This is a genomic window from Indolivaga alginatilytica, assembly GCF_003201355.1.
GTDB classification, from domain to species: Bacteria; Bacteroidota; Bacteroidia; order Bacteroidales; family Dysgonomonadaceae; genus Dysgonomonas_A; species Dysgonomonas_A alginatilytica.
Window position 1 is genome coordinate 57,553 of sequence record NZ_QICL01000023.1, and the last position, 19,728, is coordinate 77,280.

Below are 19,728 nucleotides of genomic sequence, written 5' to 3' on the forward strand. Positions count from 1 at the left end.
GCTGCAAGCCCTTATTTTGCGACAAATCTTACACTTTTTGAAAAAATTAAGACTACTCCCCTATTACTTTAAGACATACATTTGCTTTTGCCGAAAAATCAATATTTAATAATAATACATGAAAGGAAAATAATACTGCGGCTTAAATATCTAATACCAAAAATAAAAAAGCCTACTCTGTATTTAAGGTCTCAGACCTGTTTGTTGCTTTGGTAATTATCAGGCAGATCATTAGCTATAGCTAATTGATATCGTGTCGATTATTTACTATCAGCTACTAAAATTCCGAAATTATATTAAATGACTGTAAGCATATTGCTTTAGATAAGTGTGCCTTATCATCCGAAAACGACTATTAACTAATTCCATACTATAAAAAAACTTAAACATCTATTTTATGAATAAGAGAACAAGTATTTGTCTTAAACAAAAGATGGCATTGCTATGTATGCTATTCTTTATGTCAGCACTCGCAGCATTTGCTCAAAACTTTACAGCAAATGGAGTCATAACCGATAGTTCTACAAAGGAAACTTTACCCGGAGTTTCTGTTACTGTAAGAGGAACTACAATCGGAACAATCTCCGATCCGGATGGAAAATTCTCTCTGTCAGTACCACAAAACGGAACATTAGTATTCTCCTATCTTGGTTATAAAACTTTCGAAATCAAAGCATCTAACGGCACAGGTAATATAAGCCTCGAACCTCTGTCGTTTGCCATTGACGATGTTGTAGTAGTGGGTATCCGAATGAGAAAAAGCGACCTGACGGGAGCCGTAGGCAGCATCTCGAAAGAGCAACTTCAGGAAATACCCACAACCGATTTAACAACAGCCATGCAAGGTAAGGTTCCGGGACTTAATATATCTAGAACAAATGCTGCTCCGGGAAGTGATATTTCGATGAAAATCCGTGGAACAAACTCCATTTCATACGGAACTAATCCTGTTTTTGTAATAGACGGTATAGTTGCCGAAGAAGGCTTAAGGCTTATCAATCCTGATGAAATTGCTTCTATCGAAGTATTAAAAGATGCTTCCTCAACTGCTCTCTACGGTTCTAAAGCATCTAATGGTGTCGTGGTAATAACTACCAAGAAGGGGCAAAAAGGAGAAGGAAAAGTTTCGTACAGTGGCTTCGTGACTACTAGCAGATACCAAGACAGATTGAAAACACTGGACGCTTTCGAAACTATGAATCTACGTAAAGATGCATATGCCAATGCTTTTATGGATTCTAATCCAAATGCAGACAGAAATGCATATATCAATGATTTCATATTCGGTACAGATAAAGTATTCTCACCCGAAGAACTTGAAAACGGTAAAAACAATCGTACATCTGACTGGATTGACGAACTTACCCGCACAGGTATAGAACAAAACCATGCTTTGAATTTCTCCGGAGGTTCGGATAATTCCACTTATTTTCTGGGATTTTCGTACTCTAATAACGAAGGTATACTTCAAAAGTCGTCTTACGAGAGATTCAATGGACGGATTAACTTCGAAACCAAAGTGAAACCTTGGTTAAAAGTGGGCACAAACACAAGTGTATCAAGAGGAACAAAAAACAGATTGGACGATAATGCTTATGAAACCGCTTTACTGGGAAATAGACTACAGACTATCGACACCGACAGATTGTACATGTATTTTCAGGGAGTTGCCCAAATGGGTATGTATAACCCGATCCTGACGAAATCGATAGACAGCAAAGAAATACACGACCGTGTTTTGACAGCCAACTACATAGAAGTAAATCCAATTAAGAATTTATATGTGCGTAGCACCTTTTCAGCGGATATATACAACAAACAAGACAGTAAGTATATACCCAGCTATGTTGGTCAATCGATAAGAGATAATAAAAACGGAGAAGGATGGCAATGGAGAGGTCAAACCAAATACTACCAATGGGATAACTCTGCTAGCTACGAAAAGACTTTTGCTGAAAAACACCGCATATTCGGTTTATTGAGTTCGAGTATTTCGAAAAGCAGAAGTAACAATATATCTATGAGCGGATATAACTATCCGACCGATGCTCTTGGTTACAAAAATATGGGAATGGCATCTGACAAAGAGAAAAACAATATGAGTTCTGATTACAAAACCAATACGCTGGTTTCTGTAATTGCACGTGCCAACTACTCCTACGAATATAAATATTTATTGACTGCTACAGTCAGACGCGATGGCAGTTCGAAATTTGCAACGGAAAATAAATGGGGAACATTCCCTTCGGTATCGGCAGCATGGACTATTTCGGAAGAAGCTTTTATGAAAAAAGCCGACTGGCTGAACCTTTTAAAGCTTAGAGTAGGTTATGGTATACTGGGTAATCAGAATATACCCGAGTACGGATACCTGACTATTTATTCTCCGACATATAATAATGGCGTAATCGGCTTTGTTCCCGAAGACGGCAGATTTGGAAACAGCAATATCAAATGGGAAAAACAAAAGCAATGGAATTTAGGTTTAGACGCTACTGTTTGGAACGATAGGATTTCTATGTCTGTGGATGTATTCTCGATGACCAACAGCGATCTTTTAATGAAAATGAGTATGTGGCCTTCGTTCGGCTATAGTTACCAGATTGCCAATGTAGCTGAATTGGAAAATAAAGGAATTGAATTCAGCTTCAATGCACTATTGGTCAAATCAAAAGATTTCAAATGGAATGTAAGCGGTAATATTGCTCATGACAAAAATAAAATAACCAAACTATACGGAGGTGTTGATGTACTTTGGAATGGCGGCAACACAATGTCTCGTGATGGAAACTTATTTGTAGGTAACCCCTTGAATACTATTTATGGTTTTCAGGTAGACCGATTGGCTCAGGAATCGGATATGGCAATGGTAAACGGTTGGACATCTATCTATAATAATCTGGTAGTTAAACCAGGAGACATGCTTCCTGTAGATTTGGATGGTGACGGAAAAATTACTGCTGAAAATGATATGAAGATTCTGGGAAACACTAATCCTAAATTCTACGGAGGTTTTTCAACAAACCTGAATTACAAGCAACTGACATTAGATGCAGTATTTGTGTACTCATACGGAGCTAAGAAAACCGATTGGGTATACGAGCGAACAATGGATGGGACAGCCACTATCGGTCCTGCTCACGAAGAGATGTTGAAACGTTGGACTCCCGAAAACACCAATACTAGTATTCCTCGTGCATATCGCGGCGATGGAAAAAGTAGATTTGGTTACGGTAATACCAGCTATGGTTTAATGGATGCTTCGTTTCTGCGTTGTGCCGCCCTGACCTTAACCTATAATTTCCCCAGAGAATTGGTTGGAAAAGCTTTCGAACAGCTAAGTGTCAATGCATCCGGTAACAATTTATTTCTGGTTACTCCTTATAAAGGTTATGACCCTGAATCGGGACAAGGATATCCATTGACAAGGAGTTTCACATTCGGACTAAATCTTACTTTCTAATTATACCTCTAATACATAAAATACAATAGCGATATGAAAATAAATAAGATATTATCAATATTTATGGTGGGCTTAGCTTTATTCACCACCTCATGTTCGGACTTTCTCGATCAAGACCCGGAATCTAAACTTCCCGATGATAAAATATTCTCGGATGTAAGCACAACCAATGCATACATATTAGGATTATACAATTCGTGGCGTGAAGGTCATAAAGGACGTGTTGATATGTTTCTGGGGACCGATGAAGCCGTTGTCGGAGGATTTCAGCATGACGACAATGAAAGACGCGGACTCGACACCTACTCGGAAGGTATGAACAGCACAAGTAACCGTATCAGAGGCATCTGGACAAACCGTTATGAAGTAATCTCACGTGCAGCACCTGCTATATCCAGCTTAAAAAAACTTCAAAATACAGGAAATGAAGAATTAAATAAATTATTAGGAGAAGCTTGTTTTCTTCGTGCTGAAAATAACTGGGAGTTAGCCATGTTATTTGGTTCTATCCCTCTTATAGATCACGACAACTTAGATTTTGGCGGATTTCGTCAACCACTCGATGTAGTCTTTAAAAACATAGAAGAAGACTTATTGCTTGCAGAAAAATACTTGCCTGAGCCTAATGAGGTCACAAATGCCGGACGTGTAAGCAAAGCATTAGCCCAAGCTTTCTTAGGTAAACTATATCTGTATGCTCCCGAAAGTTCGGGATACAGGGACTATGCAAAAGCTGCGGCACATTTCAAAAAAATAATTGATAACGGCTATTTTGGAGGAACAGGCGCTTCTAACTTTCCGGTCATATTTGATGCATACTCGGAAAACTCGGCTGAATATAGAAAAGAAATGGTTTATGCTTTTCAATATAATGTAGGTTGGCCCAACAATTGCGGAACAGAATGGGAAATGGGATCTCGTGCTGTGGCAAATATGACACCCGATCTGGGTGAAGCAATGGCTCCATGGAGTGGTTTTGATGGTATGATGCCATCTAAGTACTGCTATACCGCAACTGGTGACGGAGGTCTTTGGGAAGAAGGCGATATACGTAAAGATCAAAGTATACGCTACGATTTCAGATGGAGTAAATATACTCCCAATATGAGCGGATATGCCTGGGGAGACGAACTTGAACCTCATGTTAAGAAATACGAAGATCCACGCACTGTAGACACAGGTCAGAACACTTGGCACAGTGGAAAAAGTATTCCTCTTGTTCGCTTTGGCGATGTAATACTTTGTTACGCAGAATGTCTTTACATGACAGGAAATCAAGGAGAAGCAATCAACCTGATAAACAATGTAATTCGCAAACGTGCATTCGGAGGAACACTTCCTGCAGACAAAATGTGGTCTACAGGAATGGGTAAAGAGGAATTCATAGAAAAACTAATGGATGAACGCATGCGTGAACTATGTTTCGAAGGGTGGCGTAAGTTTGATTTACTCAGAACAGGGCTTGTTAAGCAATATGTTGAAAAAAGAAACAGATGGCTTATAGGAGGCACTTTCACTAACAGTTTTGGTGATACAAAAGATCTGGGTGCGGCAAAAACGATACAAGAATACAAACTTCTTTGGCCAATTCCATTAGATGAATTAAGACAAAATCCTGACTTGACGGAAGACGATCAAAATCCGGGATATACTACAAATTAAGTAAATAGAAAAGGATGATGACTAATCATATAAAGAAAAGTCTGATGTTACTTATCTGCACGAGTTGCCTATGCCTTTCGGCATGGGCTTCTCCTGCTTCCGAAGATAAGGATATCAGCTATGGAAAATGGAAAATCTCTTATAAAGGAGATACCAAGAAAGTAAACTTCGTTCGTGACGGGAGTAACATCCTCACAGATGTATATGTAAAAGCCAAAGCCGGAAACGACACTGTCAATAGTTTCGAATATTCAGATGTAGTTCTGGCAAAAGAAACAGTTTCGGATATTTTCGGAACAGGCGAAAAATATACAATTACCTACTCAGGACTTGCAGGAAAACCATCACTATTGCAAATATTTTATTTTTACAGTGGGCATGATTACTTTCTGACCGAAGCACGTATTGTTTCCGATACCGAAACTTCGAGTAATTATATTGCACCTGTTTATACTACGGCAGAGAATACATTTCTACCAACTGACAACAGTAACAGAGCTTTGCGTGTGCCTTTCGACAACGATGGCTTTGTACATTACTTGTCGTCACCTTTAACCGCATCGGATGTATCTTTTGAAGTAACATCCATATTCAATGGTAAAAACAGAAAAGGAATAGTTATCGGATCTGTAGAACATGATACTTGGAAAACAGGTATAAAATATACAGGAAAAGACAATAAGTCTATAACTAAACTCGCATGTTACGGAGGTATCACCCACGAGTTGACAAGAGATATCAGTTCAGATGTGAACAAACCCTCTAAAGAACATGGAAGTATAAAAGGCAAAGACCTGAAATCGCCAAAAATACTTTTCGGAGTATTTGACGATTGGCGCAGAGGCATGGAACAATTTGGTGAAGCAAATGCTTTGATTGCACCTCCACGCAAATGGACCGGAGGAACCCCTTTCGGATGGAATAGTTGGGCAGGAATGGTTCAATATGTAAATCCGGAGGGAGTAAAAGATGTTTCCGACTACATCAAGACCCAATTACAGCCTAATAATTTCGAAAACAACAATACGGTTTATATTGGATTGGATTCGTGGTGGAACGAAAATTTTACCGATAATGATTTACGCCTCTTTGTAGAGCATTGTAAAGTAAACGGACAAGAAGCCGGTATATACTGGGGGCCTTTCTCCGAATGGGGAGGAAACGGCGAGCGTTATGTAGAAGGTACAAGCGGGGAATATCAGTATAAAGATTTATACTTATATGCAGATGGTCGTCCACGCAAGATTGAATCCTGGGCTTTAGACCCCACTCATCCCGGAACAAAGATGCTGATCGATTTTTATGTAAAGAAATTCAAGTCTTTTGGTTTTTCGTATATCAAATTAGACTTTATAAACAGTGGTATTCTTGAAGCCGATTCTTTTTACAACCCTAAAGTTACTACGGGTGTACAAGCTTATAACGAAGGCATGAAATATCTTACCGATGCTTGTGGGGATGATATGTTCCTTGCATTATCTATTGCTCCCACTTTCCCTGCACAATACGGAACATCTAAACGTATCAGTTGCGATACATGGGGTGCTATGACCGAAGGCGAATACGGCACAACCGGTTATATGCTTAACAGCCTTTCATTCGGATGGTGGCTCGATCGTGTATACCCTTTCAACGATGCCGATCATATTTTACTATATAATCCTGATGAAGCCAATGATTATAAAGACGGTTCTAACAGAGCCCGTGTAACGTCGGCTGTTATCACGGGGATATATATGCTGGGAGACAACCTCAGCCTGAAAGGTAGCCATCAGGGTAATTACACAGCAAGAGTGAAGAATAAGGCTTTTGTCACCAATAAAGATATTAATGATATTGCACGTATGGGTAAATCGTTCTATCCCGTAGACGGGTATATGGCTGCTGCACCGGGCAAGGCTGAAACTCTCTATATGATGGAAACCGATACATATATCTATTTTGTGGCTTTCAATTTCGATAAATCGCAAGTTAAACAAGCAGAGATTGAATTATCAAGACTTGGAATATCCTCTGATAGAATAAACGAGATAAAGGAACTATGGTCGGGAAACATCTCTCAACCAAACGGTGAAAAACTGGCTTATTCGGTAGCTCCTCAGGATGTTTCTGTTTATCGAATCAAAAAAGGAAGTGGAAATCCCAGCGGAGTAGAGAAAAACGAGGTAAGAAAATCTCTGACCAGCTATGTGGAAAATAATTCGAAGTTATATCTCCAGAGTGAAAAAGCCATGAAAAACATACAGATATTATCTGTTGATGGCAGAATTATGACTAAGAAAAGAGTTAACAACGAAACCGATTATCAGCTTTCCGTTAATTCCTATCCCACAGGTGTATATATCGTTTTGATTGAGACCTCAGACGGAGAAAAACTACAAGACCGATTTATTAAATAAAATCTCCGGCTTTTTTATTGCTTTTGTGTAACTTGTAGGTCAAATAATTATTTGCATTATAGATAGATACTGTAGAGGGTGGATAACTGTCCACCCCCTTACAACTATCAAATAACGCCAAATATTTCACGATACATTTCAGAGTTATAACAGACCATATCTTATATCCTTACCCAAACATTAAACAGGTCTGAGACCTTAACTAATTTATATTACTTATTATGAAAATTTCATTAATAACCGCTTTTCTATTCTTCTTAGTATCGGCTAATGTATTTAGCCAGAAAAAGGTAATCATAGAAGTATCGACCAACGATCAATCTATGGTTTTCAGTGCAGCCCCCAACGATAAAGTCATCTTTATGTATTGGGGTGAGAAAATAAATGACGCTTCGTCATTCCTCAACAAGAGGTTTAAAGGGCAGCCCGATACCGATCAGGATTTTGCACCGCAACTATATCCTGCTTATGGCGGACGTTATTACCTGAATCCTGCTTTAAAGCTGACTCATGACGATGGAGTTTTAACGACCGAATTGGTTTACGCAGGTTCAACAAAAAAAGTGCTGGATGCAAACAGAACTGAAACTGTTATCAGCCTCAAAGATAAACTATACCCCATCTTTGTAGATATTCACTTTGTTACTTATGCCAAAGAAAACATCATAAGTCAATCGGTAACTATTTCACATAAAGAGAAAGGCAATATCAAACTCGAAAATATAGCATCATCATATATTCCACTACATGCCGAATCGTATTACCTCACCCATTTTCATGGTACTTGGGCAGCAGAAATGCAAATGGAGGAAGAACGGCTTACACACGGTGTAAAAGTAATAGAGTCGAAAAAAGGAGTAAGAGCTACTCAGGCTGAAAATCCGTCTTTTATTCTATCTGTAAATGGTCCGTCTTATGAAAACTCAGGTGAAGTTTATGCAGGATCACTGGCTTGGTCGGGAAATTACAAACTGTCTTTCGAAATGGACGAAACAGGAACTCTTAATATCATTAGCGGATTGAATCCTTTTGCTGCAACTCAAATATTGAAACCTCAACAAGAATTTAAAACACCCGAAATGATATTGGCATATAGCGCCAATGGTAAAGGTCAGATTTCAAGAAATTATCACGATTGGTCTCGTAAATATGCACTTGCACATGGCGACATTGCACGCCCTGTTATATTGAATAGTTGGGAAGGTGCTTATTTCAATTTTGATGAAGCTACCATTACAAACATGATCGACGATGCCGCTAAATTCGGTGTAGAGATGTTTGTATTAGACGATGGATGGTTTGGTAATAAATTCCCCCGTAATGGCGATAATGCAGGTCTTGGAGACTGGCAGGTAAACAAAACAAAACTTCCAAGAGGTATCAATTATCTGGCTGATTATGCAGTGAGCAAAGGTGTAAAATTCGGTATCTGGATAGAACCCGAAATGGTAAACCCTGATAGTGAATTGGCACATAAACATCCCGAGTGGATTGTAAAAAGTGGCAAGCGTGATATTCTACCTATGCGTAACCAATGGTTATTGGATTTAAGCAATCCTAAAGTACAGGATTTTGTGTATAATACTTTTGACGAAGTAGTTTCTATGTCTCCAAACATCAGCTATATCAAATGGGATGCCAACAGACATGTGGATAATGTAGGTTCGGAATACTTATCGAAAGATGAGCAAACTCACTTCTGGTACGAATATGTAAAAGGATTGTACAGTGTGTATGAAAGAATCAGAGCTAAATATCCGAATATTGAAATACAATTATGCTCTTCGGGTGGAGGCCGTGTTGAGTTTGGTGCTTTAAAATACCATGACGAATTTTGGGCAAGTGATAATACTAATGCACTGGATCGTATCTATATTCAGTACGGGACAAACCTATTCTTCCCCTCTATAGCTACCGCTTCTCACGTATCTACAAGTCCTAACCACCAAACTGGAATGATGATTCCTTTGAAATTCCGTTTCGATGTAGCTATGTCTGGACGTTTGGGTATGGAACTTCAACCCAAAGATATTACAGGCGATGAATATGTGTTTGCGAAAAAAGCAATCGAAAGCTACAAACAAGTAAGACCTATTATTCATTTTGGAGATTTGTATCGTTTGGTTTCTCCTTACGATGGCAATTCATGGGCTTCTCACATGTATGTATCTAAAGACAAAAAGCAATCGGTACTTTTTGCTTACAGCCTCAAATATCACGGACGTACTACCTTCTTTGAGACTAAGTTGAATGGCTTAGATCCAAATAAAAATTATATGATTACCGAATTGAACATGACTTCCGATCATTCATCATTCTCAGGAAACGGACAGGTTTTCAGTGGCGATTATCTGATGAAAGCAGGAATTATTTTAAATATTGGTAATCCATTTGACAGTACAGTTTTACTCATAAGTGAACAATAAGGCCTGAGACCTCATACCCAAATAAGACAAAATGAAGAACAATCTAATAAAACTAAGCATTATTATATGGGTTGCATTATGGTCGGGGCAGTTACAAGCTGCCCCCATCAAAACGGAACTGAATACCAACTGGCGATTCAAACAGCATCGCCTCAATAATTGGTATCCTGCAACAGTTCCGGGAACAGTGCATACCGATCTGATGGCAAATGAGATTATCGAAGATCCTTTTTTCAGGCTCAACGAAAGAAGTGTACAATGGGTCGACAAAGAAGACTGGATGTACGAAACTCATTTCGATGCCAAAGAGGTTATAAACAAAACAAATATCCGTCTGCACTTTATGGGACTCGACACCTATGTGGATGTGTACCTGAATGGTGAGAAACTCTTCTCGGGCGATAATATGTTTCGCGAATGGAAAATAGATATAAAAGGTAAGGTGAAAGAAACGGATAACAAACTCGAAGTTTTCTTTAATTCACCTATTAAAGTTGATATACCTAAGTTCGATTCATATCCTTACCGTTATCAGACAGGACCCGACCAATCGCAGCAAGGAGGCATCTTCAACAAAACACTTAGTCCGTTTGCCCGTAAAGCAGGTTATCATTACGGATGGGACTGGGGACCTCGATTGGTAACCTCGGGTATCTGGCGTCCTATCTATTTAGAAGCTTGGGACGATGTTCGTATCGAAGATGTATTTTTCCGTCAAAAAGATATCACAAAGCAACGTGCCGTAATATCTGTTGAAACAGAAGTTTTAGCTGATAAAGATATTAACAATGTTAAAGTCACTGTTAAAGACAAAAATAATAGTACAATATACGGATCAACAACTGCTGACCTGAAAAAAGGGTCGAACAAGGTTATAGTTGATTTTACAATTCAGAATCCTAAACTTTGGTGGTCTAATGGATTGGGCGAAGCACATCTTTACAACTTTAAAACTGAAGTAGCCTTGGAATCAGGTATTCGCGACAGTCGCTATCTAACGACAGGTTTACGCTCAATTAAAGTTATAGCTAAAGACGACAAAGATGGCTCGTCATTCTATTTCGAACTCAACGGAGTACCCGTATTTGCCAAAGGTGCGAATCTTATCCCCGGTGATAATTTTCTGCCTCGCGTGACTCAAGAGAAATACGAAAAAACTGTCCTCGACGCAGCAGATGCCAACATGAATATGCTTCGTGTATGGGGAGGAGGAGTTTATGAAGATGATAACCTCTACGAATTTTGCGACAAATATGGTATTTTGGTTTGGCAGGATTTCATGTTTGCATGTAGTTTCTATCCTTCAGAAGGACAATTCCTAGAATCGGTAAAACAGGAAGCAATAGACAATGCAAAACGTCTGCGCAATCATCCATCTATTGCTGTTTGGTGTGGCAACAACGAGGCTTACTATTTCATGTACAATTGGAATTTGAAAAAAAATTACTCAGATCAGAATCCCGAATATGGGCAAATTATCCAGCGTCAGTATTTCGACTTATTCCATAAATTATTGCCTGACGTAGTAGAAGAGTATCTCCCCGAAATGACCTATCGCCCGTCATCACCATACGGTTATCCGGGTGAAGGAGACAGTCCTACTCATGGCGATCGCCACTATTGGGGAGTATGGCACGGACGTCACCCTATTGCACAATACAATGTCGAAAAAAGTCGTTTTTTTAGTGAGTATGGTTTTCAATCGTTTCCCGAATTCGAATCTATCAAGATATATGCACCCAAACCATCAGATTGGGCAATTACGTCGGAAGTGATGATGGAGCATCAGCGTGCAGGCTCATATGCCAACGAGCTGATCGAAGAATATCTATTGAAAGAATATCAGAAACCTAAAGATTTTGAATCGTTCCTGTATATGAATCAGGTATTACAAGGCGATGCTATAAAAATAGCAATGGAGTCGCACCGACGCGATATGCCTTATTGCATGGGAACTTTATTCTGGCAGCACAACGATTGCTGGCCTGTAGCATCATGGTCGAGCCGCGATTATTATGGTCGTTGGAAAGCTCAGCATTATTTCGCTCGTGAAGCTTACAAAGATGTATTGGTTTCTCCTATTTCGAAGGATAACAAACTGGATATTTATATTATTTCCGACAGATTAGAGGATTCAAAAGGTACGCTTCTCGTAAAAGTTATCAAACTGGATGGAACAATAGTAGAGGAGAAGAAATTGCCTGTAAAAATAGCGGGTAACACCAGTAAAAATGTATTTACAGCCGATGTGGATAAACTTCTGAAAGGAGCACCCAAAAGCGAGGTGGTAGTACATACACAACTGACTGATAATGGGGCCAAAGTATACACAAACAATTACTTTTTGTTGCAACCGAAGAATATCAATTTTCCAAAAACAACAATCACTAAAAACGTAAAAGCAATTGCTGATGGATATGAGGTAACACTCAAATCCGGCAAATTTGCTCGTGCCGTTTTTATGTCAATTGAAGGAATAGATAACTTCTTCGGGAATAATTATTTTGACCTGTTACCAAATCAATCAGCAACCGTAAAAGTGAAATCTTCGCTATCTCAGAAAGACTTCGAAGATCAATTGAAGATAGTTTCACTAAGTGATGCTTATTAAGGTATCAGACTTTAATATCAGTTAGACAGGTATAAAACTAATAATATTATACATGTTTATAAAAAAATGATACATAAAATCAGGGTAATAAAACCGTAATTTTATAGACTCAAGATAGAGCCGAATAGTATATTAACCTTGGTTAGATGACTCTGCCAATGATCAAAACATATATGAAATACTTACTAATATTGGCTACACTGCTAATGGTTCCGTTAGGAGCTTTATATAGCCAAGATCATACTAAATCGAAGTTAACATCGTATGTCAATCCTTTTATTGGTACAGGAGCTGTAGCAGCAAGCCTCTCGGGAAATAATTATCCCGGGGCTACAGTTCCTTTTGGAATGATTCAACTCAGCCCCGATACCCGAAATGCTCCCGATTGGGCACAAGCGTCAGGATACGATTACAATGATAAAAGTATCTTCGGATTCAGCCATACACATTTAAGCGGAACAGGTGTTGCCGAATTTTTCGATGTATTGCTGATGCCTGTAACAGGCGATATTGCTATAAACAAAGATGTAACTTCCGATTCTATGGAAGGTTGGCAATCGGCATTCTCGCATGATAATGAGAAAGCTCACCCCGGATATTATCAGGTGAATTTGTCCCGTTACAATATCAATGCTGAATTGACGGCAACTACCCATGCAGGCTTTCACCGTTATACTTTTCCTAAAAATCAACAGCCAAGAGTAGTTTTAGATTTAAATCATTCACTCAATAAAAACAGTTGGTCTACACGTATTATCAATTCTCAAATCAAGATTATTGATCAATATACAATAGAGGGATATAGGCTTATTACAGGTTGGGCAAAGCTAAGAAAGGTCTATTTTTATGCTAAATTCTCAAAACCTATTGTGGGTAATAAAATGGTGGACGGAAATACTACTTATTCAAATAATTGGGTAGTAAACGGCAGTGATCTAAGAGCTATTCTCGATTTCGAGAATAAAAACAATAGCCCATTACTTATAAAAGTGGGATTGTCTTCGGTAAGTTCTCAGAATGCAAAACTGAATCTCGATACTGAAATTAGAGACTGGAATTTCAATAAAGTAGTAGCCGATGCTGATAACGTTTGGGAAAAGGAGTTAAGTAAAATAAAAATAGAGGGTACGGATCTGCAAAAAGAAATATTCTATACCTCCTTGTATCATGTTTCTGTACAACCCAACACCATGTCGGATGTAAACGGTGAATACACTGATATTGATTATACAAAACGATCTCTTTCAGAGAAAGAAGGAAAGCAATATTCGACATTCTCATTGTGGGACACCTACCGTGCTGCACACCCTTTGTACACATTGCTTCAACCCGAAAGAACATCCGATTTCATAAATAGTATGTTGAGACAATATGATGCGTATGGCTACCTGCCTATCTGGCAATTATGGGGGCAGGAAAACTATTGTATGATCGGCAATCATTCTATTCCTGTTATTGTAGATGCTGCATTAAAGGGACTAAAAGGTTTTGATGTTGAAAGAGCTTACGAGGCTATTAAAACCTCATCTATGACTCCTCACCTGAACTCACCGTTTGATGTTTGGGAAAAGTACGGCTATATGCCTGAAAATTTACAATCGCAATCAGTCTCCATTACTCTGGAAATTGCTTATGACGATTGGTGTGTAGCTCAACTAGCAAAGAAACTAGGCAAAGAGGAAGACTATAATCACTTCACCAAGAGATCGCTGTTTTACAAAAATCTATACAATAGCCAATCGGGATTTTTTCAATCCAAAAACGATAAAGGCAATTGGATAGAACCCTTCGATCCGTTTAAATATGGCTCAAATGGAGGTTATCCGTTTACAGAAGGTAATGCATGGCAATATTTCTGGTATGTTCCGCACGATGTAAATACTCTGGTGAAAATGGTAGGAGGAGATAAAGCCTTCACTAAAAAGCTGGATGACTTCTTCACTTTGGAACATCAAAGCGGTGAGTTGAACGACAATGCCTCGGGATTTATCGGACAATATGCACATGGCAATGAGCCAAGTCACCACGTAGCCTATTTATACAACTATGCAGGTCAACCTTGGAAGACTCAATATTATGTATCTAAAATCCTTACCGAATTATACAATAATACTTCGGCAGGATATGCGGGCAACGATGACTGCGGTGAAATGTCAGCTTGGTACGTTTTGAGTTCTATCGGATTTTATCCTGTAAATCCTGCGAATGGAATTTTTGTAATCGGAACTCCACATCTGGAAAGTGCAAGTATCGAATTATTATCGGGGAAAACATTTAAGATACTGGCTCAAAAACAGTCTCCAAAAGATATTTACATACAATCGGCTTCATTAAACGGAAAGAAATACGATCAGACTTATATTACATACAATGATATTGTGAATGGCGGAACTCTGGAATTCAAGATGGGAAGTAAACCTTCTAAGTGGGGAAGCAAACCTCAGAATATACCTCCCGATGGAATCTAAGTAGGGGTGAACCGATATGTTCACCCACAGAGGACAGACACATAGGTCTACCCTACAACAAAACATCCAATAAAAAATATACATAAATAAAATACCTGAAAACATTATGAGAATACTTAAACCTCTCTTTTTATTTACGTTGTCCATATTACTACTATCGTGTAGTAATAACTCGGTGTTGAACCAAGGTAAATGGAAAATAAGTTATAATGATGAAAGTAAAACAATAAACATTGAAAAAGAGGGAAAAGCCCTTTTCGAAAATGTTTATCCCTCTTACAAGTTAGGCGATAAGCTTATCACTGCTAAAGATTATACAAGTTCTAAAGTTGAACAGAGTACCCTATCCGATCAGTTTGGAAAAGGAACTGTTCTAAATATTACATACACAGCTAAAGAACTCCCGACTTTAGTGCAATCTTTTTATGTATATACAGATAGAGACTATATTCTAACCGATTTCTTTTTATCGGGAGACAGTAATGTATCTTCTAATTACATGGCTCCAATAAACATAGACAAGATGCTTCCTGTTTTAGAGAAAGGAGATAACAGAGCGTTATTTATTCCTTTCGATAATGATGCATGGGTAAGGTTTCGGTCTCACCCTTTAACTTTCGACAAACTGAGAAGTTACGAAGTAGCTACCGTTTTCAATAACAACACACGTAATGGCATCGTTATTGGTTCTGTGGAACACGACAACTGGAAAACAGCTATCGACATGACTAAAGGCGATGACAGTAATATCGGCTCTTTGGTATGTTACGGTGGTATTGCCGATTCATTGACCCGCGATTCAAAACCCCACGGAACATTAACTGCTAAAACAATTAAATCCCCGAAAATTCTTATCGGGGATTTCACCGATTGGAGAAACGGTATGGAAGAGTACGGAAAAGCAAACGCTATAATTACACCTCGCAGAGCATGGGATAAGGCTATGCCTTTCGGTTGGAACAGTTGGGGAGCATTACAATTTAATCTTACTTATCAAAAAGCATTGGAGGTATCAGACTTCTTCAAAGATAATCTTCAAAACAACCATTTTATAAATGCTGATAACACAGTATATATAGGTCTCGATTCGGGTTGGAATAGTTTCACCGAAGAAGAATTGAAATCGTTTGTAGCCAAGTGTAAAGCAAACGGGCAAGTAGCAGGTATATATTGGACTCCTTTTACAGACTGGGGAAAGAATCCCGATCGTGACGTAGATGATGTACCCGAATATAAGTATAAAGATATATACGTGTATGCTAATGGTAAACTTCAGGAATTTGATGGTGCTTATGCTGTAGATCCTACTCACCCTGCTATTGAACAAAAGATGAAAATCACATCAGAATTGTTTCGTCGTTGTGGCTTCGAATATGTGAAGATGGACTTTATGACTCACGGAGCCATGGAAGGCGACAAATGGTACAAACCGGAGATTCAAACAGGAATGCAAGCTTATAATTACGGTATGCAATTACTCGATAAATACTTCGGGGATATGTTCATCAACCTATCTATTTCACCAATTTTCCCTGCACAATATGCACAATCGCGTCGCATTGCTTGTGATGCATGGAATAAAATAAAAGATACCGAATATACCATGAACGCCGTTTCGTACGGTTGGTGGATTGATAATATTTACCAATTTAACGATGCTGACCATATAGTATTAAGAGATGCTACTGAGGGCGAAAACAGAGCACGTATAACTTCGGCTGCTATCACGGGGTTATACATTGCAGGTGACGATTTCAGTAAAGCCGGTCCCATAGAAGCTAAAGAAAGAGCTAAAAAATTCTTGACCAATGCAGATGTAAATGCAGTTGCCCAAGGTCGATCGTTCCGTCCGGTTGAAGGAAACGGTGTTAAGTCAGAGAATCAGTTTATTCATACCGATGATAAAGGAAATATGTATTATGCAATCTTCAATTATCAGGAGGAAGAAGCGACAGTTAAAATTCCACTGGATAGAATCGGACTGGATGCTGCAAAAGAATATACAGCAAAAGAACTTTGGAGCGGAGCAAATATAGATATGAAAACACCACTGATTATTCCGGCTAAAGATGTAAAACTATTCAGAATCAATAAATAATACGTCTGCAACCATATGTGCGAACCCATGTGTTCGCACATATAAATTGATGGCAGACACACAGGTCTGCCCCTACAAAATAAAATACAATTAAAAGAATTATGAGATACATAAAGAAACTAATACCTGCATTGTCACTCATGCTATTGACATGCATGAGTGTACAGGTATCTGCATCACAAGACAACAATCGCCATAAATTATGGTACAAACAACCGGCTAAAGTCTGGATGGAATCAAGCCCGTTGGGTAATGGTCGCATCGGAGCAATGGTATACGGAGGAATCGAAACCGAGACAATTGCCCTCAACGAAATAACTATGTGGTCGGGCGAACGCGATAAATTTCAGGAACGCCTCTGCGGAAAAGACATGTTGAATGATATCAGACAAATCTTTTTTGCAGGAGATTATTCTAAAGGAAATAGAATAGCGTCTGATTATCTTTCAGGAACTCCCCACTCTTTCGGTTCGCATGTACCTTTGGGCGATTTGAAAATGAACTTCAAATATCCTCAGGGAAATGTGTCAGACTACAGAAGAGAATTGAATCTCGAAAATGCAATCAATACAGTTACATTCAATATCGGAAATGTAAAATATACCAGAGAATATTTTTGCAGCAATCCCGATGAAGCATTAATCATCAAACTATCGGCAAATAAAGCAAAGGCTCTAAACCTAAATCTTTCTTTTGATCTTCTGCGTGAATCTGATATAAGAACAACTAACAATGGTCTTGAGTTTTCGGGAAAAGTTTCTTTCCCCAAGCAAGGACCGGGAGGTGTTAACTTCTCAGGGAAAGTCGGAGTAACAGTCAAAGACGGAAAAATAATTACTAAAGATGGAAAAATCGAGATAACAGATGCAACTTCTGTCGTTATCGCTTTTGATGTAAGAACCGATTATAGTAACCCTAAATACAAAGAAGATTGCATAAAAACAGTTGATAATGTTTTGGCTCAAAATTACGATAAGGTAAAACAAAAACATATAACTGATTATTCTAACCTCTATAGTCGAGTAGATTTATTCCTAGGAAATAGCGAGACAGATAATCTACCTACTGATGCAAGATGGAAAAGAGTAAAAGACGGAGCAAACGACATTGGTTTGGATGCCCTGTTTTTTAACTACGCCCGCTATTTACTAATCGCAGCATCACGCGAAAACTCGCCACTTCCTGCCAATCTTCAAGGAATATGGAACGATAATCTGGCTTGTAATATGGGGTGGACTAATGACTATCACTTAGATATTAATACCCAACAAAATTACTGGTTATCGAATATCGGAAACCTTGGCGAATGTAATAAACCATTGTTTAACTACATAGAAGACCTTTCTATTCAAGGGCAAAAGACAGCAAAAAATGTATACGGAACACGTGGATGGACAGCACATACGGTTGCCAATGTTTGGGGATATACTTCTCCCGGACAAAGCCCTAACTGGGGATTATTTCCTACCGGTAGTTCGTGGATTGCTTCGCATTTATGGACACATTACAATTATACATTGGATAAAGAGTTCTTAAAAGATAAAGCTTATCCGATATTGAAAAGTAATGCCGAGTTCCTATTGGATTACATGGCAGTAAATCCTAACAATGGATACCTGATGACAGGACCAAGTACGTCTCCCGAGAATGCATTCAGCTACAAAGGTGAAACTTTATCACTATCGATGATGCCTACAGTCGATAGAGTATTGGTACTGGAGACATTAAGTTCTTGTGTCGAAATATCGGAAATATTAGGAGTAGATAAAGATTTCCGTGATAGCCTGAAAATTGCAATCGCAAAACTTCCTCCTCTCAAAATTGGTAAGAACGGAGGGGTACAAGAATGGTTCGAAGATTTTGACGAAGCTCAACCTAACCACCGTCATACGTCACATTTGCTGGCATTGTATCCCTTCTCTCAGATATCACCTGTTAAGACTCCTGCTTTAGTAAAGGCAGCCCGCAAGACTATGGAATTGAGGCTTGCCGCAGAAGGATGGGAAGATGTAGAATGGAGCCGTGCAAATATGATCTGTAATTATGCACGTTTATTGGATGCAGAAAAAGCCTACGAAAGTGTAATATTGTTGGAACGTAATTTCTCCAGAGAAAATTTACTGACCATATCACCCGAAGGTATAGCAGGTGCACCTTATGATATTTTTATTTTTGACGGAAACGAAGCAGGCGGAGCAGGTATTGCTGAAATGTTGCTGCAAAGTCACGAAGGATATATACAGTTTCTTCCGGCTTTACCTAAAGAATGGAACACAGGTTCTTTTAAAGGATTACACACACAAGGAGGTGCAGAAGTGGATTTGAAGTGGAAAACCGGCAAAGTTGAAAATGCCATAATAAAAGCATCTGTTGATAACAACTATTCGGTAAAGCTTACGGATACAAATAATCTGCCCCAGTTTTATAAAAACGGAAAACATATTATGCTAAAACAAACCGATAATGGTTTAATAAGCTTTAGTTTGAACAAAGGAGAAACGATGGAATTGAAATATAACTGAAATAAGAAAAAATAAAATGAAAACTACTGCAATCCAAGAGAAATTCCAATCCCTATTCGGTGAAGGCGGCGTAATGTAT

At 38.7% G+C, this 19,728-nt stretch carries 8 protein-coding genes; all 8 read left to right on the forward strand.

The features are described 5' to 3' along the window. Nucleotides 1-397: 397 nt before the first annotated feature. The 8 genes from CLV62_RS15665 (at nucleotide 398) to CLV62_RS15700 (ending at nucleotide 19,649) form a co-directional block, all read left to right on the forward strand. Nucleotides 398-3,463: a SusC/RagA family TonB-linked outer membrane protein gene (locus tag CLV62_RS15665; protein ID WP_110311719.1), complete on the forward strand. Its 3,066-nt coding sequence runs from the start codon at nucleotides 398-400 to the stop codon at nucleotides 3,461-3,463. Between the two features lie 33 nt (nucleotides 3,464-3,496). Continuing rightward, nucleotides 3,497-5,125: a RagB/SusD family nutrient uptake outer membrane protein gene (locus CLV62_RS15670; RefSeq protein WP_110311720.1), complete on the forward strand. Its 1,629-nt coding sequence runs from the start codon at nucleotides 3,497-3,499 to the stop codon at nucleotides 5,123-5,125. Between the two features lie 44 nt (nucleotides 5,126-5,169). After that, a complete protein-coding gene (locus tag CLV62_RS15675; protein ID WP_146212767.1) occupies nucleotides 5,170-7,524 on the forward strand; it encodes a T9SS type A sorting domain-containing protein in 2,355 nt (784 codons plus the stop codon). A 221-nt stretch (nucleotides 7,525-7,745) separates the two neighbouring features. Next, a complete protein-coding gene (locus CLV62_RS15680) occupies nucleotides 7,746-9,950 on the forward strand; it encodes an alpha-galactosidase (RefSeq protein ID WP_110311722.1) in 2,205 nt (734 codons plus the stop codon). Between the two features lie 31 nt (nucleotides 9,951-9,981). Beyond that, nucleotides 9,982-12,561 (forward strand): beta-mannosidase, encoded by a 2,580-nt coding sequence (locus tag CLV62_RS15685; protein ID WP_110311723.1) that lies wholly within the window; start codon nucleotides 9,982-9,984, stop codon nucleotides 12,559-12,561. 173 nt (nucleotides 12,562-12,734) lie between these two features. Then, nucleotides 12,735-15,029, forward strand: coding sequence for a GH92 family glycosyl hydrolase (locus CLV62_RS15690; RefSeq protein ID WP_110311728.1), 2,295 nt, complete (start codon nucleotides 12,735-12,737; stop codon nucleotides 15,027-15,029). 106 nt (nucleotides 15,030-15,135) lie between these two features. Then, nucleotides 15,136-17,127, forward strand: coding sequence for an alpha-galactosidase (locus tag CLV62_RS15695; RefSeq protein ID WP_110311724.1), 1,992 nt, complete (start codon nucleotides 15,136-15,138; stop codon nucleotides 17,125-17,127). Between the two features lie 101 nt (nucleotides 17,128-17,228). Then, on the forward strand, nucleotides 17,229-19,649 hold the full coding sequence (locus CLV62_RS15700; protein WP_110311725.1) for a glycoside hydrolase family 95 protein: 2,421 nt from the start codon (nucleotides 17,229-17,231) through the stop codon (nucleotides 19,647-19,649). Nucleotides 19,650-19,728: the final 79 nt, after the last annotated feature.